27 protein-coding genes are annotated in these 20,467 nt (G+C 57.0%); all 27 read left to right on the top strand.

Going from position 1 to position 20,467, the window contains the following annotated elements; translation table 11 throughout:
- Positions 1 to 13: 13 nt before the first annotated feature.
- The 27 genes from AS26_RS14460 (at position 14) to AS26_RS10540 (ending at position 19,945) form a co-directional block, all read left to right on the top strand.
- Positions 14 to 184 (top strand): hypothetical protein, encoded by a 171-nt coding sequence (locus AS26_RS14460; RefSeq protein WP_169793492.1) that lies wholly within the window; start codon positions 14 to 16, stop codon positions 182 to 184.
- Positions 185 to 802 (top strand): hypothetical protein, encoded by a 618-nt coding sequence (locus AS26_RS10660; protein WP_062309330.1) that lies wholly within the window; start codon positions 185 to 187, stop codon positions 800 to 802.
- A 2,066-nt stretch (positions 803 to 2,868) separates the two neighbouring features.
- The gene (locus AS26_RS10655; RefSeq protein ID WP_062309328.1) at positions 2,869 to 5,991 is read left to right on the top strand and encodes a DUF5906 domain-containing protein; all 3,123 of its coding nucleotides are present in this window, start codon (positions 2,869 to 2,871) and stop codon (positions 5,989 to 5,991) included.
- 18 nt (positions 5,992 to 6,009) lie between these two features.
- The gene (locus AS26_RS10650; protein ID WP_062309326.1) at positions 6,010 to 6,498 is read left to right on the top strand and encodes a hypothetical protein; all 489 of its coding nucleotides are present in this window, start codon (positions 6,010 to 6,012) and stop codon (positions 6,496 to 6,498) included.
- A gap of 6 nt (positions 6,499 to 6,504) precedes the next feature.
- Positions 6,505 to 8,325 carry a DEAD/DEAH box helicase gene (locus AS26_RS10645; protein WP_062309324.1) on the top strand — a complete coding sequence of 607 codons (1,821 nt, stop codon included), beginning with the start codon at positions 6,505 to 6,507 and terminating at the stop codon, positions 8,323 to 8,325.
- A 103-nt stretch (positions 8,326 to 8,428) separates the two neighbouring features.
- The gene (locus tag AS26_RS10640; RefSeq protein WP_062309322.1) at positions 8,429 to 8,623 is read left to right on the top strand and encodes a hypothetical protein; all 195 of its coding nucleotides are present in this window, start codon (positions 8,429 to 8,431) and stop codon (positions 8,621 to 8,623) included.
- Positions 8,608 to 8,979 (top strand): DUF4406 domain-containing protein, encoded by a 372-nt coding sequence (locus AS26_RS10635; protein ID WP_245629727.1) that lies wholly within the window; start codon positions 8,608 to 8,610, stop codon positions 8,977 to 8,979. The genes AS26_RS10640 and AS26_RS10635 overlap by 16 nt, the downstream gene beginning before the upstream one ends.
- A 14-nt stretch (positions 8,980 to 8,993) precedes the next feature.
- A complete protein-coding gene (locus tag AS26_RS10630) occupies positions 8,994 to 9,296 on the top strand; it encodes a hypothetical protein (protein WP_062309320.1) in 303 nt (100 codons plus the stop codon).
- Positions 9,284 to 10,396 (top strand): DNA polymerase III subunit beta, encoded by a 1,113-nt coding sequence (dnaN, locus tag AS26_RS10625; protein ID WP_062309318.1) that lies wholly within the window; start codon positions 9,284 to 9,286, stop codon positions 10,394 to 10,396. Before AS26_RS10630 ends, dnaN begins: the two co-directional genes overlap by 13 nt.
- 262 nt (positions 10,397 to 10,658) lie before the next feature.
- Positions 10,659 to 11,159 (top strand): hypothetical protein, encoded by a 501-nt coding sequence (locus AS26_RS10620; protein WP_062309332.1) that lies wholly within the window; start codon positions 10,659 to 10,661, stop codon positions 11,157 to 11,159.
- A complete protein-coding gene (locus AS26_RS10615; protein ID WP_062309316.1) occupies positions 11,150 to 11,347 on the top strand; it encodes a hypothetical protein in 198 nt (65 codons plus the stop codon). Before AS26_RS10620 ends, AS26_RS10615 begins: the two co-directional genes overlap by 10 nt.
- A 1-nt stretch (position 11,348) precedes the next feature.
- Positions 11,349 to 11,573: a hypothetical protein gene (locus tag AS26_RS10610; RefSeq protein WP_062309313.1), complete on the top strand. Its 225-nt coding sequence runs from the start codon at positions 11,349 to 11,351 to the stop codon at positions 11,571 to 11,573.
- Positions 11,570 to 11,737 (top strand): hypothetical protein, encoded by a 168-nt coding sequence (locus tag AS26_RS14260; protein WP_157068485.1) that lies wholly within the window; start codon positions 11,570 to 11,572, stop codon positions 11,735 to 11,737. Before AS26_RS10610 ends, AS26_RS14260 begins: the two co-directional genes overlap by 4 nt.
- A gap of 203 nt (positions 11,738 to 11,940) precedes the next feature.
- Positions 11,941 to 13,224, top strand: coding sequence for an RNA-guided endonuclease IscB (iscB, locus tag AS26_RS10605; RefSeq protein ID WP_062309311.1), 1,284 nt, complete (start codon positions 11,941 to 11,943; stop codon positions 13,222 to 13,224).
- Positions 13,205 to 13,438 (top strand): hypothetical protein, encoded by a 234-nt coding sequence (locus AS26_RS10600; protein ID WP_062309308.1) that lies wholly within the window; start codon positions 13,205 to 13,207, stop codon positions 13,436 to 13,438. The genes iscB and AS26_RS10600 overlap by 20 nt, the downstream gene beginning before the upstream one ends.
- A 156-nt stretch (positions 13,439 to 13,594) precedes the next feature.
- The gene (locus tag AS26_RS10595; RefSeq protein WP_157068484.1) at positions 13,595 to 13,897 is read left to right on the top strand and encodes a hypothetical protein; all 303 of its coding nucleotides are present in this window, start codon (positions 13,595 to 13,597) and stop codon (positions 13,895 to 13,897) included.
- Positions 13,894 to 14,184 (top strand): DUF4326 domain-containing protein, encoded by a 291-nt coding sequence (locus AS26_RS13910; protein ID WP_083516069.1) that lies wholly within the window; start codon positions 13,894 to 13,896, stop codon positions 14,182 to 14,184. The genes AS26_RS10595 and AS26_RS13910 overlap by 4 nt, the downstream gene beginning before the upstream one ends.
- A gap of 275 nt (positions 14,185 to 14,459) precedes the next feature.
- Positions 14,460 to 14,810 carry a hypothetical protein gene (locus AS26_RS10590; RefSeq protein ID WP_062309304.1) on the top strand — a complete coding sequence of 117 codons (351 nt, stop codon included), beginning with the start codon at positions 14,460 to 14,462 and terminating at the stop codon, positions 14,808 to 14,810.
- 107 nt (positions 14,811 to 14,917) lie between these two features.
- The gene (locus AS26_RS10585; RefSeq protein ID WP_062309302.1) at positions 14,918 to 15,328 is read left to right on the top strand and encodes a DUF669 domain-containing protein; all 411 of its coding nucleotides are present in this window, start codon (positions 14,918 to 14,920) and stop codon (positions 15,326 to 15,328) included.
- A 2-nt stretch (positions 15,329 to 15,330) separates the two neighbouring features.
- Positions 15,331 to 15,738 carry a hypothetical protein gene (locus tag AS26_RS10580; protein ID WP_062309300.1) on the top strand — a complete coding sequence of 136 codons (408 nt, stop codon included), beginning with the start codon at positions 15,331 to 15,333 and terminating at the stop codon, positions 15,736 to 15,738.
- Positions 15,739 to 16,112: 374 nt separating this feature from the next.
- Positions 16,113 to 16,310 carry a non-structural maintenance of chromosomes element 1 family protein gene (locus tag AS26_RS10570; protein ID WP_062309296.1) on the top strand — a complete coding sequence of 66 codons (198 nt, stop codon included), beginning with the start codon at positions 16,113 to 16,115 and terminating at the stop codon, positions 16,308 to 16,310.
- A gap of 23 nt (positions 16,311 to 16,333) precedes the next feature.
- Positions 16,334 to 16,729 (top strand): RusA family crossover junction endodeoxyribonuclease, encoded by a 396-nt coding sequence (locus tag AS26_RS10565; RefSeq protein WP_062309294.1) that lies wholly within the window; start codon positions 16,334 to 16,336, stop codon positions 16,727 to 16,729.
- 76 nt (positions 16,730 to 16,805) lie between these two features.
- The gene (locus AS26_RS10560; RefSeq protein ID WP_245629726.1) at positions 16,806 to 17,150 is read left to right on the top strand and encodes an AAA family ATPase; all 345 of its coding nucleotides are present in this window, start codon (positions 16,806 to 16,808) and stop codon (positions 17,148 to 17,150) included.
- A 365-nt stretch (positions 17,151 to 17,515) separates the two neighbouring features.
- Positions 17,516 to 18,229 (top strand): putative quorum-sensing-regulated virulence factor, encoded by a 714-nt coding sequence (locus AS26_RS10555; RefSeq protein ID WP_062309292.1) that lies wholly within the window; start codon positions 17,516 to 17,518, stop codon positions 18,227 to 18,229.
- On the top strand, positions 18,226 to 18,633 hold the full coding sequence (locus AS26_RS10550) for a hypothetical protein (protein WP_157068483.1): 408 nt from the start codon (positions 18,226 to 18,228) through the stop codon (positions 18,631 to 18,633). The genes AS26_RS10555 and AS26_RS10550 overlap by 4 nt, the downstream gene beginning before the upstream one ends.
- Before the next feature lie 101 nt (positions 18,634 to 18,734).
- Positions 18,735 to 19,361, top strand: coding sequence for a hypothetical protein (locus AS26_RS10545; RefSeq protein ID WP_062309288.1), 627 nt, complete (start codon positions 18,735 to 18,737; stop codon positions 19,359 to 19,361).
- Between the two features lie 89 nt (positions 19,362 to 19,450).
- A complete protein-coding gene (locus AS26_RS10540; protein WP_062309286.1) occupies positions 19,451 to 19,945 on the top strand; it encodes a sigma factor-like helix-turn-helix DNA-binding protein in 495 nt (164 codons plus the stop codon).
- Positions 19,946 to 20,467: the final 522 nt, after the last annotated feature.

The following is a 20,467-nucleotide window of genomic DNA, read 5'->3' as shown; positions in this document are numbered from 1 at the left end:
GGGATGATACGAAATGCCAAGGTATCGAGTGACGTTCGTTTCGCGGCACGTCGAGGAGTTTGAGGTTGAGGCCGCCAACGATGATGAGGCGCGGGAAATGGTGTACTCGGGTGAAGTGGAACCGATTGAGGTCGTCGAGATTGCCGACGGCGTAATAGAGATTCGAGAGTTGGAGGGCTGTTAAGTGAAGATCATCAATTTAACGCCACACGAGCTCTCGTTCATCTCCGACGACGGCACCGTGGTTGCGAAGATCCCGCCCTGCGGGTCTGTGGCACGTATAGCGACCACAAGCAAGCAGGTCGGCGAGATCGACGGAATTCCGGTATTTAGTACGGAGTTCGGAGAAGTCGTGAACCTACCGGATCCGGCGGAAGACACGATTTATGTCGCCTCAACCCTGGTGGCACAGACCGCCACAAAGGCGGGGAGAACGGATGTGTTCTGCCCAGCAGATTTGGTGCGGGATTCGGAAGGGAATGTCGTTGGATGCAAAGGGCTACAAATGCCGGAAGGGATGAAAAAATTGCCTGAAAAGAAGCCTCATATCTGCACACGCGAACTCCGTGAATACGTGTACGCACAGATTAAAGCAACCGGAGATGAATATCTCACAAGTCGGCTTCAGGGTGAATGGTACGGAGTAACCCAGACGGTTCTTCACGTTATCAAATACTTAATGCGCCTTCCGGATTTGAATCGCATCCGAGAAGACAACCTGGAAGAGGCAAAGGCTGTTGCTGATAAAGTGATTGACTTTTTAAAGAGAGAAACATCGGGATACGGGAGGAAAAAGACATGACGATGGCTGCGTCGATAGCCATTGGAAGTTTGCTGGGAAGTTTATGTGGTATCACGATAGCCGTGATTCAAGACAATCCATATCTCATGCGGTACGTCAGAATATCCGTCGCCGCAATCTTTTCACCGCTCATTGCGGTGGGGTGGGGCATCTGGAAGGTCTGTTGTTTGCTAAGGAATCAAGTGCGGTGGTGAACATGGCGTGACGGCAATAGCGACGCAATTATTGGGAAGCGCACTTATCGGAACGGGTACGGGATTTATTGGACATGTGATTACACATCGTGAATCTGGTGCTGGGTATGTGTTGTTGGGGTTGCTTTTCTTGGGCGCTGGTTGCTTGGTGGAGTTGCTGGCGTGAGGTACGGCAAACATCGGTTCGCGCTGGGCTTTGCGAGATTAGCGAGACAACAACTTCGCCCTTGTGCTCCGGGCCGAACGCATTTCGACCCGGGTCGGAGGGGCGAACCCTCTCGGGTGTCAGTTGGCACTCGCATTGAACGACAGCAGGAACGCCGCGAGCGCGATTCCGGTGCCAGTGTATCGCCGACAAACAGGATGATGTAACGGCAAGTGAGGCGATGTACGGCGCTAGACAGGACCTTGAAAACTGAATATGCACGATGTGCATGTTAGTGCGCTTCATCCATGCAAAAATTTCATGATCGAGATTTTGCTTGGATGAAGATAACAAACCCAGACGTGGCGCAGGTTTTCGGGATTTTTGCGAACATGTGTTTGTCGTTCAGGACACCTATAGGTAGAGAGGTCTTCTCTCTCGTCACCCGCTTGTGCCACTCCGCCGTCTGGCCCGGCGCGCGAGCTGCATCATTACGCGCCCGATGCGCGCTGTTGTCCCGCAGTTCGTGCGCTGCGCCGGGCGGCGGAGACACCGCCCGCCTGTGGCGCTCGGCAGGCGCAAATCAATCGTGGGACACGACAAAGGCGAGTGTTCCGCGCTTCAGACGCGTTCGCGCCTGTCAGGGTGCCATCGGGCGAGAACTCTCGCCGCCTAACGTCTTACGTGGCATGGCGAGCTTAGGCTGGGTGCGGTTCGGCAAGGCGAGCTGTGGTGTGGTCAGGCATGCTAAGGTATGGCCGCTTCGTCCGCTGTGCGCTGCCCGCCATGGTAGCGGGTGAAAACAGCGGACACCACAATCCTTCATGTTGCGAGGTGGTTTTTGGAGGTAGGATTCATTTGCGTTCCGACGAATTACAGGTGGTGAGGCACTACGACGTATGCACGTGATTGGCGTTGGGATCCGCGGCCGGATCTCGTCAGCGACCACAGACTGTGGGAAGTCCTTCTGACTCAGGTCGTGAGTGATGACACGCTGGGTTGGACGCTAAATGCTTCCCGATGTGGCGGAGCCACATTGAGATGGGAAAACGGTATATACCACATCGTTCCGATTATCGACCCAAGGCTCGGGTTCGACAGCGAAGAAGACTGGCTTGAATTCCGAGAGAAGTGGCTGATGCCGATGAAGGTGGAGATTACCCAAGCCCTTAAGCGCCTAGCCCAAGCCACCAGATTGGAGGATGCATCATGAGAGGTGATCCGAGCAACAGGCGCTGTGATCCGGGGTTGCTCCTAGATTGCTCCTATCTTCAAAATCCCGAGAAGCCTTGTGCCACAAGGGATCTCGGGGGGTGCTCCGAGTGATCCGGGGGCGAAAACGCCTCTCTAGAAAAATGGCTGTTTCGTTTCGATACCATAAAAATCCTTATCCATATCCATCCATATCTCATCGATAAGCATTATCTGTAAACGAAACGAAACGCCACTCTCGACAATCACAAATCTGAGTAGGATCACTCGGATCATACTCCAGAATCCCTTACGGCACAATGGATTCTAGGATTTCACCACTAGGATCATTCTAGGATCACACTAGGATCACCTCGGATCATCTCTATTCTTTCTTTCCTTACTTCCTTCTCTCTTAGGAAAGAAAAAAAGGAAGGAAAGAGAATAGTGAAAACCTTTCATTGGGATTAGTGTCTCGTTGATTGGTTTCCAAGAGTCTCCTTCTGCCTCGATTCCGAGAACTGGGAGTGAGAGGGATGCCACGGGACTGCAAACTGTGCAATTCTCCCATCCGCGAGGAGATCGAATCCAGATGGCTGGCTGGGATAAGTTACCGAGAACTGGAGACGGCATGTAAGGAAATGGGTGAAGACCTATCCCATGCGGCGATCTGGCGACACATGAGCGAGCACGCCTTCTGTGGAAGCCCCGAGGAATCTATCGACTTCTTGCGGTGGTGGTTCGAGGGCGGCACCGGCTACGTGGAGATCCGGCCGATCCCGAATCGGAAGGACGATCGGGAGACAGCAATCAAGGCCGTCAGGGCGCGGCGGTCGTTCACCACGAAGGACTTTGAGACGTTGCGCGACTACTTTGACCGCGGGTACAGAAGCCCGGACATGGCGCGGTGCGGATGGTACTTCGGCACTTGCTTGCGCGACAAGCCAGTGCAGCGGACGCAGGAGGGGCGTTGGATAGGCGGCAGTGCGGACGACGTGGTGGCCTGTCCAGGCGCTTGGGCGGACGTGGACGACCACGGTCGGGAAGGCGACGAGGAGCGCATGGCGCAAGCGGAACGCGTGCTGGCTATGCTGGCGGAACGCGGGTTTGTTCCAAGTGCGGTTGTGCGGTCGGGTGGAGGACGGGGACGGCACCTGTACTTCAAGTTCATCCGTCCCGTGGATCCTGAAACAGGACGGCGAATCGTCTGGAAGCTCGCAAAGGTGTTATCGAGTGATCTCAATGTGGCGGATGTTGCGAGAGTTATGCGGATTCCAGGCTCCATGCACACGAAATCGGGGCGTATCGTCAAGGTCACGGTGGAAGAGTGGCGTAAGGACACGCTCTACAAGCCGGATGAGTTCGAAACGGAAATTGACGGGATTGCCGAAGCGCTTGGCGTTGACTTAACCCGAACAGAGTCGGCGTCCAGGGTAAGTGAAGGCGGCGAGTTCACTGGGGATTGGAAGCCCATCCCGGCGGAGTTTGTCGAAGAACAACTTCCGCTCATCTGTGCGAGGTTCAAGGCATATGTGCAGGATCCCAATATCGTGAGCGAACCGATATGGCATAAGATGGCTTGTCTTTTGAAATCAATGGTTCCAGACTCTTCTCTCTTTCACAAATGGTCGGAAGGTTATGACGTGGGACCGGGCAAGCGATACAACGCGATCGAGACTGAGAGAAAGTTCCGATCGTCGCGACCGATGGCTGTTCTGTGTTCCACGTTCCAAGAACTCGATCCGATGAGTGTTTGTGCAGCGTGCAGGCACTTTCAACGGGGATCCAGTCCGGCCACGTTTGTTCGGAGAGCCTACGCGGCGAAACTGGGGCTTCCGGGACTTTACGGCGCTCCGGATGAAGTGGATGGACCGAAGATGGACGGGCTTCCGACAAAGACGACGGAAGAGGCGCTGCATGCTAACGGAGGAGCTCGGGTCGCCGCGGGCGCAGAGGACTGGGTGGAAGCTCCCGAGGATGTGATCGTACATGAGCCCGTCGCTTGGACGGAGGATCTAAGCGGCGAAGCGCCGGAAGAGAACACGAACTGGAGCGAGCGGTCGTTTACGAATCGTACCGCTCGGGAATGGGCGCGGGTGAAGAAGTCGCACTTCGTCTACGTCGATGAAGAAAAGGGCAAGGAACATCTGCTGCTTCGTCGCATGGCGACCACGATCAAGAAGGATTTCAATTTACAGTACTTTTTCCAATCCTGCTACTACTACGACGGGACAATTTATACGACGCCGACAGACGATGGAGAAGACGAGGCCGTCATCCGGGACTTCATCTTAGAGGCCTTGGAGACCATCAAGCCTACGTGGGCGACGTGGTCGCGCGCGGAAGAGATCAAGCGGATGCTCATTAACAACGTCCAACGCGACAGGAACCACTCCGTCGAATCCATTCGGGTGCACGAGGTATGGAACACGGAGCCGTTGGTGCCATTCGCGAACGGACTGTTGGACATGAGCGATCCGTTTGACCATGATTGGCGCGTCTACGATTTCTCGCCGAGGCATCGGATTAACTGGAAGCTGACGATTCCGTTCTTCGAAAATTGGCACCGAACTCCGAAGTCATGGACGCTTGCGATGAAGGACGCGGAAGTCGACGTGCTGGATTTCTTCCGCACGACGTTTCCTGACGACGAGACGCGACGTTCGATTCTCGAGTTTCTTGGTTATTGCTTGTGCAGATGGGATCAGTCCGAAGAGTGTTACGCCATCCTCTACGGGCCAGGCCAGAACGGCAAATCGACGCTCCTCGGCATGCTGGCTAAGGCCTTCGGGGTTTATGCAGTGACGGAAAGCGTGCAAAGTCTCGAGCGCAACCGCTTCGCGTCGGCTTGTTTGACTCGGGCGGCCATCGACATCGTGCCGGACATGGCGGGCACAGGGATCGAGGACACGAGCTTCCTGAAAGGCTGGATCGGCAACGATGTGGTCAGAGCCGAGCGCAAGTTCAAGGCGTCGTTCGAATTCAAGCCGCAGACAAAGCTGATTTACGGTGCCAACGAACTGCCACCCACAAAGGACCCGACGCATGGCTACTTCCGACGGATTCTACTGTATCCGATGATGGAGCGCTTCAAGCGGCAAGGGCCGGGGTGGGTGGAACGGCTGAGGACGCCCGAGGCGCTGTCGTATATGTGCTATCTTGGGTTGCTGCACTATCGGCAGATGCGACGGGAAGGCCGTAACATTACGGAGTCCAAAGAGATGCTTCGCGAGAAGGATTACTACTGGCGTGCAAATGATGTGGTGAAGGCGGCAATCGACGAGGGGATTATTGAGCTCGGCAAGGACTATATCGTGCCGCGGGATCTGCTTCAAAAGGCAATGGAGATCTACGCAAAGGAGACGGGGCGTAAGTATCCGGGAGCTGCGAAGTTGCTCGAACGGTTGCGCAACTATGCTCCCCACAAGATCGATTATTCGCGGCCGCGCTGGAAGGGAAAACCGATTCACGTCTGGACAGGCGTTCGCCTTGGAGAAGCGGGACGGATGCTGTTGGTGAGTCGCGAGGTCGTGAACTTGGATCAGCGCAAGTTGGAGTACATCTCGATGCCAGTGACGGAGGCGTACGCTCAAGAACGTCAATTCGACGATGTTGAGATGCTTGAGTCTGGTTCCTTACCAAAAGACGTCATTCAATAAATCGATGAGGTGTTGACGATGTCGATGAACATCATGAAGTGGGAGAAGATGAGCAGTCCATATTCCGAGGACGCATGGATGGAATTCGCTCAAAAAGGTGATTTTCGACAAGCGATTTGGATGTATGTGTTGAAGCACGTCGGAACATCGTTCGCGGAACTTCAACGACACTTTCGGACTTACATCCCTGTGGATGGAGAGTACGGGCTAACCATTGCTCCAAACAATTTTCTCTGGTTCGGCATGAGTAAAGCATTTGCAGTGTATTTGCTGGATTTGATTCAGCGCCGTCAGTTGTTCATTTTCGTGCCTGATCGTTCGCAGCGGGGATGGGTGGTGCTGAATTATGTGGTCGACGGAGACGTGTTGACCATTCCCTATTCCAACCATTTCGGTGCCTACAAGCGTCCGCACTGGTCGCCATGTGTGCTGAATGTGCTTCCGGATGACAGTGCGAGGCTACGCGCGTTGAACAGCAAAGTTGAAATGTGTCGATTCACGGGGTGATGGAGATTGAGAACCATTACCGCCAAACGCCAAAACGAACTGAAGTTACGGGACTATCAGGTTGAGGCCGTCGACGCGATTCGACGATATCCGAAGCCGCGGCCCATCCTCGTGGCCGCGACGGGCGCAGGCAAGACCGTGATGTCGTCGCAGTTCGCCGTCGAGCGGCTGGAGCGCGGGCCGGTGCTGTTCCTGGCCCATCGGGATGAACTGCTCGACCAAACGTTGGAGAAGTTCTCCGTGGTGTTCGACGCCTTGGCTCCCAAGGGACGCGAGGTGAAGGTCGGTCGGATCCAAGGCCCGGACGACGACGTCGAGGCGGATTTCGCCGTGGCGTCGGTGCAGACGATCTCGCAGCCGGAGCGTTTAGAGCGCTGGATGGGCGCGCATCAGACGACACCAACCGTGATCACGGACGAGTGCCACCACGCGGTGGCCAGGACGTACATGCGCATCTACCACGCGCTTGGATTCCTCGGCGCGGTGCCCGAGGGCCACGTGCATCTGGGGCTCACGGCGACTCCCTATCGCACCGACAAGGCGGATCTCCGCAAGGTGTACGACGGCGTGGCCTACGCGATCGGGATCCACGACCTGATCGACATGGGTTTCCTCGTGCCGCCGAGGTCGGTGAAGCTCGAGATCGTCGAAGGCCTTGAGGACAAGGACGACGGCGACTGGTCGGACGCCGAGGTCGAGGGCGCGGTGGACACGCCGAGTGTCAACAAACAGATTGTCGCGGCGTGGCAGGCACAGGCCTCCGACAGGTTGACGATCGCGTTCTGCGCGAGCGTCGAGCACGCCTATCACCTGGCGGAGGAGTTCGAGCAGGCTGGAGTCCCCGTAGCGGTGGTGCACGGCGCCTTGCCCAAGGAGGAGCGCCGACAGACCCTTGACGCGTTCTCGGATGGAAATATTCGAGTTCTATGCAACTATGGAGTACTTACAGAAGGCTTTGACCGCCCAGAAGTGTCGTGCATCATCATGGCGCGACCTACCTTGAGTCACAGTCTTTACGTCCAGTGCGTCGGGCGAGGACTGCGAATTGCACCCCATATCTTCAAGCGGGACTGTCTGGTGCTGGATGTGGTCGGGGTCTCGGACGTGCATCGGCTGATGACGGTGGATCGGCTGCTCGCGGGCGAGGACAAGGACGACAGCGGCGAGAAGCACGAGCGGGCCGGCGGCGAGCGCGGGCCTAGGGTCGCCAAGCGGCTTGCGGCGAGCGCGTTTCGGTGGATGCGGGTTCGCGAGCGTGTGTGGCTCGCGCGAGATTTCCGCGGCAACTTTGTCCGGGTCGAACAGACGCAGGTCGGCTGGTACGTGGCCTATGGACGATTCAGTACGGACGATCCGAGCGATAAGCCCGAGATGCACCGCGTGTACTTCGGGCCGGACTCGGAGATGGCCTGGGGCGCGGCGGCGACGTACGCGCAGATCGGTCTCTCGCGGAGCGCCGTGGGGGCCGAGGAGGAGTGGATGGACCTGCCGCCGACGGAGAAGCAGTTGGCGGCGCTGGAGCGCCGAGGCCTGCAAGCGCCGCAGACGCGGTGGGAGGCGGCGGAGCTCCTGACGAAGCCAACGCCGAGGCAGGAAGAGCTGCTTAAGCGGATTTTCAAGGCGAACAACATCCCGTACACCTTGCTCCCGGACACGATGGACGAGGCGAACGCGCTGCTCAATGCGGTGCTTGGGCAACGGCTGGAGCGACGGGAGTTTCTGGTGCGGTACGCGATGGTGTTGCCGCATAGGTGGGAGATTTTCAAAGACGTTGTTCAGCGGCACGAGGAGGCGAAGGTGGCCGCAGAGGCGGTGGGAATCGTGTGAAGAATCCACGTGTTTAAGAAAGGAAGTTTCTTCTCTTCTTCCAGCCTGATCGTTTCTCAGTAGGAAATCAACTTTGAAATTCTTCGCTTGAAAGGAGAATGCGATGCAGACTGTCGTTTCGAAGGACTACCTAGACGCGCTCATCAACATTGCCTGCGAAGCGGACGAACTGATTGTCGAACTGGAGGACTACGATCCACGCGCGGGTCAAGCGCTGCGGGCCAGGTTCGCGCGGTGGTTTGAGATCATCGACCGGTATGTGGAGGAACGGGAAAGGCGGCGATGCGCGTGGCACTGAAAGACCTGGAGACGATGAAGCGGGATGGTCGCTGGTACTTAGCCGGGCCCATGTCCGGCTACCCGGACTTCAACCGCCCGGCGTTTCATGAGGCGGCGGCGAGGCTTAGGGCGCAGGGGCTGGCGGTGGTGAATCCAGCGGAGATCCGCGGTGACGAGGACTGGGAGTGGGATGACTGGATGCGTGCGGCGCTGCACTGTCTGCTCGGATGTCACGCGGTGGTGTTCCTGCCGGACTGGGAGTCTTCGCGTGGCGCGCGGTTGGAGCGGACGATCGCGGAGGCCTTGGGGATGCCGATGTTTGAGTATCACAACGGCAAGATCACGCCACTTGTCGTAAAAACCACGCATAGGTGAGGAGGGATTGATGGATGATTGAATTCGCGGTCTGGGAGCAAGGACGAGTGAGAATCAAGCGCGGCATGTGTCTCGGGATCGTGGAAGAAGGCGAATACCCGCCGGTCTACGAGAAGCGCGTGGCGCAAATGACCTACGATCCGCATCACCCATGTGACGAGACAAGGCTGATTATGGCGGTGCCGAAGCACTGCAAAACCACGATCGTCAACACGGTGTACCTCGTCCTACCTGAGGCGATCGCGCCGTGGGATCGCGGCAAACTGCGTGAGTTGCTAACGGGGACGAAGGAGGGCGAGACATCATGCGCTGTCTAATCGAGCAACAGGTGTTGGAGCCCGCGCTGAGCGCACTGGCGCGGATTGCGCAGACGCGCGCGCCTGCGGCGGTGTTGCAGGGCGTGCTCATCGAGGCGGAGCGTGGTCAGGTGACATTGAGCGCCTACGACTACGACGTCGCACTGCGCATGACCGTCGAGGCCTCCGTGGTGGATCCGGGTGGCGTCGTGCTTCCGGCGAAATTGTTCGCGGAGTTGGTCAGGAGATTACCGAAGGGAACTGTGGACATCGCCACGATCGCTCCGCACCACTTGAGCGCGTCGATTGACGTGGGCACCACTCATGCGGAACTGCACGGCTTTGACCCGGCGGAATTCCCGGTGTTGCCGGATATGACGGGCATTGCGCCTGTGGAGATTTCGGCGAAGACGCTGGTGGAAGCCATCCAAAGTGTTGGATACGCCGCAGCCAAGCAAGATGCGTCGCGACCGATCCTGGAGGGTGTCTACGTAGGCTACGAAGACGGCAAGCTGATTTGGATGGCGACGGACGGACTGAGGCTGGCGAAAGTGTCGCAAACGGTCGATAGGGAGATGTCGATTCGCTGCACAATTCCTCGGCGCGCGCTCACCGAGCTCACAAGGCTCTTGGATGCGGATGACGATGCGACCCTGCAAGTCTACCAGTCGGCGAGTTACGTGATGTTCGCTTGGGACAACGTGCAGTTGTTCGGACGCCTGTACCAGGGCGAGTATCCGGACACGTCGCGGGTGATGCCGCGGGAGTTCGCGGCGGAGTGCACTGTTGATCGGAGACGGTTAGAAGAGGCCGTTGAGCGCGTGACCGTGATGGCGGAACACGAACACCACACCGTATCGCTGTATGTGAAGGGCGGCGCGCTGGAGTTGACGTCGAGATCGACCGAGCGCGGGCGCGCGCGTGAAGAGGTGCCATTGGTTGAGTTCGCGGGAGAAGAAACCAAGGTCTCGCTGAATGCGCGGTATGTGCTGGACACGTTGAGCGCGGTGGAATCCAGCAAGACCGTTCGGATGCAAGTGGCGCGGGACAGACACTCGGTGCTGTTCTCAGACGAGTCCGACAACGTGCATCTGATCTCGGCGATCCTGACGCGCGACTGATTTGCCCTGCAAGCCACGCAAAGGTAAGAGGTGGTGATCATGCTTGATCGAATTGCTCGACGACGATCCCCGGCGTGGGAGGGAAGCGAGACCTACCGAGCCTACCAAACGGCGTTGTTCGAGGCTGTGGAACGTCTTCGCACCGCTGAGGTGGCTTACGATTACGCCGACGATCCTGCTGAACCTTTGGCGTTTGCGAATCTGCAAAAGGCGCGAGCAGAGGTTTCAACGATCTTACGTGAAGCAAGGGAGGCATGGCGGGGTGGACACGACGTGGGACTTGCCTATGGTTGAGGTCTACAACCGTTTGACGATGATCTGTGAGTGCTATGACCGATTCTTGCGTGAACTCCAGTCGAACTGGGCGCAGTGTGAGACAAGCAACAATGCGGCGCTTCGAACCCGTGCGCGAGTGTACCGGGACGTGTTCGATCATCTCTTGGATCTCTATCAGGATCTGATTGAGACACGGATGATGGCCAAAACATGGTCGGACGGTGTGCAAATGCGCGCGATGTTTGGAGACCATGTGGTGCTGATTCCGGCGGATCGGTACAAGGCGCTGGTTGAGTTGTACGCCGCTGTGAAACGCCGTGCAGACGCCGCAGAAGCCATGCGGCGCACATACGACGATTTGGGTCGTGACTTGTTGACGGAACAAATGCGGATGGCGCTCGACGATGAGAAGCGCGTGCTCAAGACCCTGGCGCAACAGGAGAAGGAACTTGAACGAGAACTGGAGGAAACTACTGCATGCGGATGAGCGTACGGGCAGCGGAAGTTCAGGTGACCGCCGAGGACTCGGGAATTCGTGTGATGATGCAGGACGAGCACGGAGCGTTGGAACTCGTGTTGGACGAATCTACGGCGCGCAAACTGCGCGATGGGCTGGGTTTGGTGTTGAGACCAGGAGACGGGCCCCGGAGCGGCGGGCCGTTGGTGGTGAGTTGACGTGCCATCGAGCCGATGGGACACGAATCTGTTTGGCAGCGTCGAGGTGGTCGGGGATCCCTATGCGGGCGCCTTTCTCGCCGTGCATGTCCCCGACGGGACAGGCCGCGGCGTTCGTCAGTTGTTCTGTCGCATTGAGTCTGTCGACCGAGCAGGGCAGTGGCTGGAGTTGTCGATTCCGCAAGCCTTGTTCGCTTGGGTGAGGGTGGCGGATGACGAATCATGAGTGAGCTCTGGTACATCACCGATGGAAAGGCCTATGGGTACGTTGTCGCGGCGACGCCGTTGGAGGCTTTACAGACGGCAACCGGGACAATCGTCGACGAGGAGTTCGAGTCAATCACCCCACGGCTAAAGCCGGGGGCTTGCGATGAGCAGGCCCGAGATTGACCAGCCTCAGCCAGGGCCGCAGGGCCAACGGGCTACGTTATCTCGGTCATGGCACCTTGGGGTGCGTGAGCCAGCTCCATGCTCTGCCGTCCGGCATTAAACAGACCTTTCGGGGGTATGGGTCAGTGTGTCGGACACCAAAAGCCGGGATAACATTGGCGAGGCTCACGTAACCGCCATATGGCGAGATGGAGGTAACTCTTATGAAACAGAATCGCGTTCTGGTGTTGGACACCAACCGACAACCGCTCATGCCGTGCCATCCGGCGCGTGCGAGGCAACTGCTCAAAGCGGGCAGAGCGTCGGTGTTCCGGCGGTATCCATTCACGATCATTCTGCATGATCGTGACGGCGGCGACGTTCAACCCATGCAACTCAAACTTGCACTTGGTTCAAAGACCACAGGCGTGGCGCTTGTTGCGGAATTTCAGCGCGGGAAGACGGTTGTGTGGGCTGCCGAAGTTCAGCATCGCGGCGATCAGATCCGACAGGCGCTGTTGAGAAGGCGAATGTTGCGTCGAGGTCGCCGATATCGCAAGACCCGTTATCGCAAACCGCGCTTTGACAATCGTCGACGGCCAGAAGGCTGGCTTCCGCCGAGCCTGATGAGTCGGGTGCACAACATCGAAACGTGGGTCACACGCCTACGGCGTTGGGCACCGATCACACATCTCTCCATACAATTGGTGAGCTTCGACACGCAGAAGCTCCAGTACCCGGAGATCAGCGGCGCGGAATATCAGCAGGGCACACTTTACGGGTACGAAGTTCGGGAGTACCTGCTGGAGAAGTGGGGGCGCAAGTGCGCGTACTGCGGCGCTGAGAATGTGCCGCTAGAGATCGACCACGTGTTTCCGCGTTCTCGCGGTGGATCTGATCGCGTATCGAACCTGGTGCTTGCCTGCCACCGATGCAATCAGGCAAAGGGAAGTCAGTTGGTGGAGGAGTTCCTGGCGCACGACGAGCCGCGTTTGCATCAGATTCAGGCGCAGTTGAAGCTTTCGCTTCGCGACGCCGCGGCGATGAACGCTACGCGATGGGCGGTGTTCCGTCGACTGAAGGACACAGGGTTGCCTGTTGAAGCCGGAAGCGGCGGTCGGACGAAATACAACCGATTCTCGCAAGGTTATCCAAAGGCGAAGTGGATTGACGCGGCTTGTGTCGGTGAGTCTGGGCAGCACGTTCGTCTGGACACACAGATGCGAGTTCTCACGATTGTGGCAAAGGGGCATGGGAAGCGACAACGCCGCATCACAGACAAATACGGATTTCCGAGAAGCCACGCACCGTCTTCGAGATCGTACATGGGTTTCCGAACAGGCGATCTGGTACAGGCGTATATCCCGCGAGGGAAGTACGCCGGGACACATGTCGGGCGCATAGTCATTCGTCATAGACCGAGCTTTAGATTGAATGGATTCGATGTGCATCCCAAGTATCTTACAATCCTGCAGCGAGGCGATGGATATGCGTACGCGATGGAATGATTCCGGCGCCTCCTCCCCACGGCTAAAGCCTGGGCTCCCGGCGCCGGAGATATGGTGGTGGCCGCTTTGCCAGGAAATCGTGATTCGCTTGGTGCCGAGCGGGGATCTTGTCACGCTGCTGGATGACGCGGAGGAGTCGGTCACCAAGCGCGCAGAGGATTGGGTGCGGGAACAGGCCGAGGTGCCGTGTGTGATTGGGGTGGGTGAGCAATGACCGTCTTGGACGATCTCTTGCTCCGGATGACGTGCGAGCGAATTGCCGCAGGGATTGAGACACTAAGGGACATGGGTTTTTCTGAGGAAATCGTGTTGGAAGGATTGCGACGGCAAGTGGTTGCCGTGTATGGGCAACATCACGGAGAGATGCGAGATGGCGAAGTATTTTCGAGTCGAGCTTAGCTTTATGGATCACTCTCGGTATTCTTTCGAACATGTCGACGAGAAGCGCGTACACGGCCTTAAGCAATGGGCAAGAGGATTCGAGGACGACGTGATGGAGTTCGAATATCAAGGGAAGATGTATTGGTTTCATCGTCGATCCCTCGCGGTTCTGGCAGTTGAACCAGAATGGATGCCGTTTGAATGGCTGGAGCGTATAGCCGAGCGTATTATTGATCCTCTGTGGCGCAAGATATGGAAATTGGTTTCAAGGGGATTAGGTGGTTCGAAATGAAAGACACGTCCCGTGTCGTCCACTGTCGCCGCGAGCCGTACGACGTGTACATCGGTCGTGCGGTTCCCCGTCTTGGACTTCCTCAAAGCAAATGGGCAAACCCGTTTCGGATTGGCAAAGATGGCACCCGCGAGGAGTGCATCGCAAAGTACCGCGAGTATCTTCTAAGCCGCCCAGACCTGCTGGAAGATCTCGATCAGTTGCGTGGCAAAACTCTCGGTTGCTGGTGTAAACCGTCACCGTGCCATGGCGATGTGTTAGTTGAGCTTTTGGAAGAGCAAAGATGAGGTGAAGTGCGTGAGTATCAAGTTGTGGTTTGAAAAACGGATATTGCTGCTGGACGATCTCGTCGTGATTCGACAGCGTCGTTTTCTGCTGATGATGACGTCAATCTGGTGAGCAGACAAATGAGGTTTTTACGAACAACACTCGGCCACGGAACGCGAAATCATATGGATTTTGCGCAATTTGCCCAAAGAGAAGATGCAAACATCAAACATTGCTGGAGTGCGGTGTTCGTGAACAGGTTGTAGTGATCTCTCATTTGGGAGGCGAACAAGATATGGAGGATCTTGATCTCTTGCGCGCAAACGAATTGCTGGCCGATGGATTTCGGACCTTATTAGCGATTGGGGTTTCGAGAGACGAAGCGCTGGAGATCGCGCAAGAGCAATTGGACGAGGTGTTTGCCGGGCACGTCTTCGTCAATGAACATTATTACGATGGCACGGACATTCCCATTCGGGTTGGGGATCGGGTCTATCACCGCTCAGAAGATGAAGCGTTGGGGACGTTGGTCAAGTTTGAGCCCGAGCAAGACATATTCGTGATCGACTGGGATGACATTGGACCGGTGGAATACACCATGGAGTGCATTGCTGCGATTGGGCTGGAGGAATCCCGAGACACTTAACGCCACTCCAAAACTTTATCGTTGTCATTCACTCCCCTCTTCAGCAGAGAGGAGTCGCTGCCGTGTACTCTCAACACCTGGAACAATGTAGAACAGGAGGTTGAACTATGAATCTGGCCGACTTGGACGAGAAGTACATGCGGGTAGAACCAGCCCGGGGCGGCGGATACGAGCCGTTGCCAGATGGCAAGTACCTTTGCCGCTTGGAGCGAGCGGAAGTCCGCAAGAACAAGGGCAACGACGGGAAACACCTGTTTCTGGTGCTTGTCGTGGACGAGGGGGCCATGAAGGGACGAAAGATCTATCACAACAGGGTCATCGCCGACAACGAGAAGGCCCTTGCGTGGTTGAAGAACGATTTGCTGGCGATTGGATACAACGACTACGTCTCCAAACTGGAATCCCTGGTAGGGAAATGTGTCGGCACCCGGGTCAGGGTGACGCTCAAGACGATTACGAATCCGGGCGACGGCAAGAAGTCGCAAGTCGCCTATCTTGACCCGGTCAGGGGGCGCTGACCATGCGGGCCACACTGGAGCGGTACACGGCGGAGTTCGCCTTGTGGAGTCGGCACACCCCGAATCGGGATCTCGTGGCCCTTGTGTATGACGTGCGGGATCGCGACGGGAATCTGCTTCGGAAGCACGCGTGGTTGCAGCTCGGACGTTGCTCGCCTCAGTATCAACCGCCGCTTCGCTCAGGCGAGATCGTCGAGTTCTACGCTCGCCGCGAGCGGTATCGGCGCCGCAAGCCTCCGCCGCCTGGCGTGGAGCAGGAGCCCTGCATCGGGTTCCGGGTGGTGGGGTGTTTGTACCCAGTCGATTTGGAACGAAGGGAGGAGCCCTATGAATCGACGCGAGGTTTGGCGGAGGCGGTTGCGTCGGCTGTTGGCACCGTGGCGCAAGGAGCGGGCGTGGATCCCGATTGACCCGCCGGAGCGCCGACAGCCGCCTGCGACGCCGGAAGCCGTAGCCGACGAGGAGTGAGGTGGTAGCGCATGACGGACCCGCGGGAACAGCGACAAGCGACGGTCGTCGAAGCTCGGCCACTCAAATGGCGACGAGGGTTGCCCACTGTGCTCGAAATTGTGATGGAAGTCAACGGGCAGGTTCGGGTGCAGGAGTACATTTTGAGGCCCGAGAACGAGTTTCGTCACAAACGAAAGGGGAAATTCAAGCGTGCCTCGACGTCCAGTTCGCACAATGGAGAGACCTAAATGCCGGTTCTGTGGAGAACCCGTGGCCTATCCGTGGAGCGTGCTCTGCGAAGACTGTCGAGACGAGTATCGGGAGGGCGAGAGCAATGAACGAACGATTCGAGTTCCTCAAGGAACAGTTGCAACAAGCCGGTGAGCGCGTTGCACGAGCGAAGGCCTTGTGGCTTGTGAACTCCGATAGTGACCACGCCAATCAACTCTACGAGCGCTATCGAGCCGAGCAGGCCTATCTTGCGCAGTTGCTGGACGCCATCTTTCAATCCAAAAACCCGCAAGCCTCGTAACATGGACAGGAGTTCCGGTCGATATGAAACGCCTGATCTTGCCGCTCCCGCCGTCCGTCAACCACGCCTATCGGACCTATGTGCATCCGCAAACGGGGCGGCGGATGCGGGTTCTCAATTCGCAGGCACAAAAGTTCCGGCGGGACGCGGCGTACTTAGCGTTTCGGTGGCGGCAGGAGACGGGCTGGGCGATGCCGCAGCCCGGGGTCAAAGTGGTGCTGAGGCTTTGGTACTTCTGGCCGTCGAATCGGCGTATGGACACCCATAATCGAGAGAAAGTGCTGCTGGACGCGCTCGAGGGCGTACTGTATCCAGAGGACCGGTGGGTGCTGGTGCAGGAGATGGATTTCGCCGTGGATGCCAAGCATCCTCGGCTGGAGATCGAAGCGCATTTACATCGTGACCTTTGCGCAATGTAACGATTTTGGTTCGTGCATTGCGAACGTTCATTCGCTATGCTCAGAATTAGAACATACGTTCGTTAGGGGTAAGGCCATGGAACGGAAACTTCAGCACGTATTCCTCATGGGTCCCATGGGCGCTGGCAAGAGCACAGTGGCGCAGTACCTGCGACGGGAGATGGGCTATGTCCGGTATTCGATGGCGACGCCCGTCGAGGCCGTACTGGATATTGCCGCGCCGTGGCTCAAAGGCGCGAGCAAGGCGGTGCGCAGACCGTACTTGCAACGAACGGGGCGTTTTCTGCGGGGCTTTAAGCCGAATCCGATGCTGCTCGCGGCGGAAGAGGTCCTGCGGCACGCTGTGAGTCCAATCGTGATCGACGACCTCGGAGTTCGTGCGTCGGAGGCGGATTTTGGAGCGAGACGGAGAGTTACCTGATAGACGAGACGGAGCAACAGTGGCGGTACGCGCGGGGGCTGGTCATTGACACGAGCGATCTATCGGAAGACGAGATGTGCCAGATGGTGCGCGCCGCGATCGAGTCCCACCGTATGGAGCGATGCAAACGAGAGGAGCGAAGGGCCAATGGCAATGCGACATGAGCATGGCACGCCGGTGCCAAATCGACATAAGGAACGGACAACAGGCCCGTCGGAGTTATCGATCTATCGTATGGATCCAGTTGAGATGGATCGATATCTCCGGGAAAAGTACGGCGCGCGGGTGTTCTCGAAACCGACGGAGAAATCGCCAGTGGGAGCAGAGCTTGCAACGCGAAAAAGTCAACGAAAGAGGGCGAGCAAGTGAGATTGAGTGAAGCGCGTTTTGTCGTAATCGACACTGAGACGACCGGGTTGCCACCCGATGGCCGCGTCGTCGAGCTTGCGCTGGTCGAGGTCGGACTGGACCGCGTGCCGCAGATCGTGTACTCGGCGCTGGTCGATCCAGGCTGTCCGATCCCGCCGGAGGCCTCCGCGGTGCACCACATCACCGACCGAGATGTCGCAGGAAAGCCGCGCCTATCCCAGATCTGGCCGAAGGTGCTCGGATACATCGGCGACGCGATCTTGGTCGCGCACAATGCGGAGTTCGACCGAGGGATGCTGCCGGAGACGGAGCGCCCGTGGATTTGCTCGAAGCGCCTGGCGCAGCATCTCTGGCCGGACGCGCCGCGGCACTCGAACCAAGTCCTCCGGTACTGGCTCGGGATCGACGTGGAAGTGGGACAACCCCACCGTGCGCTTGGCGACGCGATCGTGACAGCGCACGTGTTCCAGCGGGAGCTCCGGGTGTATCTGGAGGCAGGGTATCCCGACGATGTGGACGAGCTCATCGCCTTTGCGGAGTCGCCGATTGAGGTGCAGACGATGCCGTTCGGGAAATATCGGGGTTTGCCGCTCAGCGAGATTCGCGTCGATTACCTGGATTGGGTGCTGAACAACGTGCAGGGCTTGTCGGAAGATCTGCGGTGGAGTATTGAGCGGGTATTGGATCGGGCTTGGGGGCGGACGGGGTGAGCAGAACGGCAAAACTCAGGTTGCTTACAGGTGTGTTAGCTTGTGGGATTTTTTGTTTGCTCTACTTCGAGATTAAAAACATGCTTGAGACGAGCGAGTTGCCCGACGGAATATACCCCTTGGTCAACATTAACGTTCAGCCGCTTCCGAGCGTTGTGTACGATCCTGAAGGCCAGGTTTGGTGGTTCGATGTGAACGACGGAAATCAGCCAGATTCGGTTGAGTACGACGCGGACCAGGTTCAGGTGGAAATTACGAATGGTCCTCGGGAAGTAGTGGTTACGAATCAGGGAAACAATGTTAGGGTGTATCTCCACAAGGGCGACGAGATCACGTTAGGCCACGGCGGGGTTGCGAGCGCTGTGGTGGGGGCGGGAACTTCGAAACCATCTCGGACAACTTGAGTGACAAAAAGGCAGGAAGAGCAATTTAGGTATTGAAAACCAGTATATATGTGCTACTATAGGAACAAATAAGTTGAACGAACATCGTGGAGGAATGAGAGATGACGAATTCGATGGTGATGGAAGGTCGAATCTGCGATCCGGATGTCATGCTCATCTTGACCTCCACGGAACGGACAGTCGAACTGTCGGATTTCGTGTCGCAACAGAACTGGGTGCGTGGTTATGGCCAGGATAACTCGTTCCCGGCTCCTAAGGCTGCGATCGAATGCCTTCGAGACGAGAACGTGATCGGGTGGCGGGCGTTTTGGCTCGGACTCTTGCTCCGTTGTCTTCTGCACCATTCGTCCGAAATTCGCGACTTCGTCCATGAGCGGTTCCCGCAGGACCGGCTCTCGGTCGTTGAGGAAGCCGACATCAGCGGTTGGTATCCGGCAATTCGTCGCAATTTTGAGGAAGCAAGCGATATGCTTGATACGATAGACGAGCATCTCACGGCAATCGACCAATGGGTGTTCATCGCGTATGACGGGCTTGAGGCTTTTGACGCCGCAGGCTCGTATATGCCGATCCGAGCACTGGTCGGGTTCTGGTTCGACCGTTTGCGCAGGTGGGGGCGACTTCGAGCGAAAATCTTCCTGCGGTCTGATCTTTTCAGCATTGGTCGGCTCAACTTCCCGGATGCCTCGAAGCTTCGAGCACATACGTTCGACCTAAACGAACGCTGATACTACGGAACGTATCATGTTGTACTCGGCATGCCTCAATTGTGGATAAGTCTGTGGATTCTGTGTGGATAACTTGTGGAGGGACACCCATGCATCGCGATCTCGATGACCTGATCGCGGAGTACGAGTCTACCCGCGAGTCGATCCGAGCAGCCTGCAACCGTGCGCGGCGAGAACAGAACGAACACGACGCCGCTCTGTACGACGGTATGGTGAAGACGCTTGACTACGCGCTGGCAGTGATGGAGGGCCATTACCGTGCGTCGCGGAGAGAGATCCTCGTGGGTGACCTGGTGGATCTGGACAAGCTAGCGGCACGTCGGAGGCGGTGGATGGACTGGGACGACGCGAGCGAGGTTCGCGAAGAGGAAGAGCGCCTACCTGTGGCGTGGCTGTCGTTCCTCAGCCTGCGGGAAGCGGCGTGCCTATTCGCGTTTGAGTCCGGCATGACGTATTCGGCGATTGCGCGGGAATTCGGCATTCGACGAGGGGCGGTACAGATGTATGTTAAGCGGGCGCGCGAGAAGCTGGCGATGGCGGAGGGGGTGCAGTTGGGGTTGTGGCAAGAAGAATTCACCATTTAGGAACTGCGCGACGACAAACTTCATGAGGTCGCATCACAAGATACTCCTTGCTCATACATGACATTTTCACGGACGAATCTCACGGTGACAATATCACTGACGCTCAACAGATGGAAGGGGGCGAGCTTGACCGTGTGGCTATAATTCAGCTTAAAATATATGGATAGTATTGCAATATATTAAGGTATAAAAACGCAATTATACTACTTATAGAGATATTAGATAAATCCAGCATATATTCTTGACAAATAGCGAATGATGCAGGAATATGTCATTGAAAGTTGGATCGATGAATTGTACAGAGGAAATGAGAGGGGGATTAGGCACATATACAAGAAGAGGAAACGCTCATATCTGTTGGATTGCTCCTCGAATGGAATCAAGAATTCCGCAAGTAGGGGGGCAATGGGTCATCATTCCAGAGAGGAGTAACGGTATTGGTGCATAAGAACATGGTCAATGAACTTCCAAATAACCCCTCCTGCGGGGGGGGGGGTATAAATATCCTCTAACCCCAAATGA

Origin of the sequence: Alicyclobacillus sendaiensis NBRC 100866 (assembly GCF_001552675.1) — a bacterium.
GTDB lineage: Bacteria > Bacillota > Bacilli > Alicyclobacillales > Alicyclobacillaceae > Alicyclobacillus > Alicyclobacillus sendaiensis.
This window is presented reverse-complemented; position numbering and strand designations above follow the sequence as displayed.

Bases quoted from the DNA above. Each gene is read 5' to 3' on its own strand.
- AS26_RS14460 (WP_169793492.1), top strand. From the start codon at position 14: ATGCCAAGGTATCGAGTGACGTTCGTTTCGCGGCACGTCGAGGAGTTT.
- AS26_RS10655 (WP_062309328.1), top strand. From the start codon at position 2,869: ATGCCACGGGACTGCAAACTGTGCAATTCTCCCATCCGCGAGGAGATC.
- AS26_RS10650 (WP_062309326.1), top strand. From the start codon at position 6,010: ATGTCGATGAACATCATGAAGTGGGAGAAGATGAGCAGTCCATATTCC.
- AS26_RS10640 (WP_062309322.1), top strand. From the start codon at position 8,429: ATGCAGACTGTCGTTTCGAAGGACTACCTAGACGCGCTCATCAACATT.
- AS26_RS10635 (WP_245629727.1), top strand. From the start codon at position 8,608: ATGCGCGTGGCACTGAAAGACCTGGAGACGATGAAGCGGGATGGTCGC.
- AS26_RS10630 (WP_062309320.1), top strand. From the start codon at position 8,994: ATGATTGAATTCGCGGTCTGGGAGCAAGGACGAGTGAGAATCAAGCGC.
- dnaN (WP_062309318.1), top strand. From the start codon at position 9,284: ATGCGCTGTCTAATCGAGCAACAGGTGTTGGAGCCCGCGCTGAGCGCA.
- AS26_RS10615 (WP_062309316.1), top strand. From the start codon at position 11,150: ATGCGGATGAGCGTACGGGCAGCGGAAGTTCAGGTGACCGCCGAGGAC.
- AS26_RS14260 (WP_157068485.1), top strand. From the start codon at position 11,570: ATGAGTGAGCTCTGGTACATCACCGATGGAAAGGCCTATGGGTACGTT.
- iscB (WP_062309311.1), top strand. From the start codon at position 11,941: ATGAAACAGAATCGCGTTCTGGTGTTGGACACCAACCGACAACCGCTC.
- AS26_RS10600 (WP_062309308.1), top strand. From the start codon at position 13,205: ATGCGTACGCGATGGAATGATTCCGGCGCCTCCTCCCCACGGCTAAAG.
- AS26_RS10595 (WP_157068484.1), top strand. From the start codon at position 13,595: ATGGCGAAGTATTTTCGAGTCGAGCTTAGCTTTATGGATCACTCTCGG.
- AS26_RS13910 (WP_083516069.1), top strand. From the start codon at position 13,894: ATGAAAGACACGTCCCGTGTCGTCCACTGTCGCCGCGAGCCGTACGAC.
- AS26_RS10590 (WP_062309304.1), top strand. From the start codon at position 14,460: ATGGAGGATCTTGATCTCTTGCGCGCAAACGAATTGCTGGCCGATGGA.
- AS26_RS10585 (WP_062309302.1), top strand. From the start codon at position 14,918: ATGAATCTGGCCGACTTGGACGAGAAGTACATGCGGGTAGAACCAGCC.
- AS26_RS10580 (WP_062309300.1), top strand. From the start codon at position 15,331: ATGCGGGCCACACTGGAGCGGTACACGGCGGAGTTCGCCTTGTGGAGT.
- AS26_RS10570 (WP_062309296.1), top strand. From the start codon at position 16,113: ATGAACGAACGATTCGAGTTCCTCAAGGAACAGTTGCAACAAGCCGGT.
- AS26_RS10565 (WP_062309294.1), top strand. From the start codon at position 16,334: ATGAAACGCCTGATCTTGCCGCTCCCGCCGTCCGTCAACCACGCCTAT.
- AS26_RS10560 (WP_245629726.1), top strand. From the start codon at position 16,806: ATGGAACGGAAACTTCAGCACGTATTCCTCATGGGTCCCATGGGCGCT.
- AS26_RS10545 (WP_062309288.1), top strand. From the start codon at position 18,735: ATGACGAATTCGATGGTGATGGAAGGTCGAATCTGCGATCCGGATGTC.
- AS26_RS10540 (WP_062309286.1), top strand. From the start codon at position 19,451: ATGCATCGCGATCTCGATGACCTGATCGCGGAGTACGAGTCTACCCGC.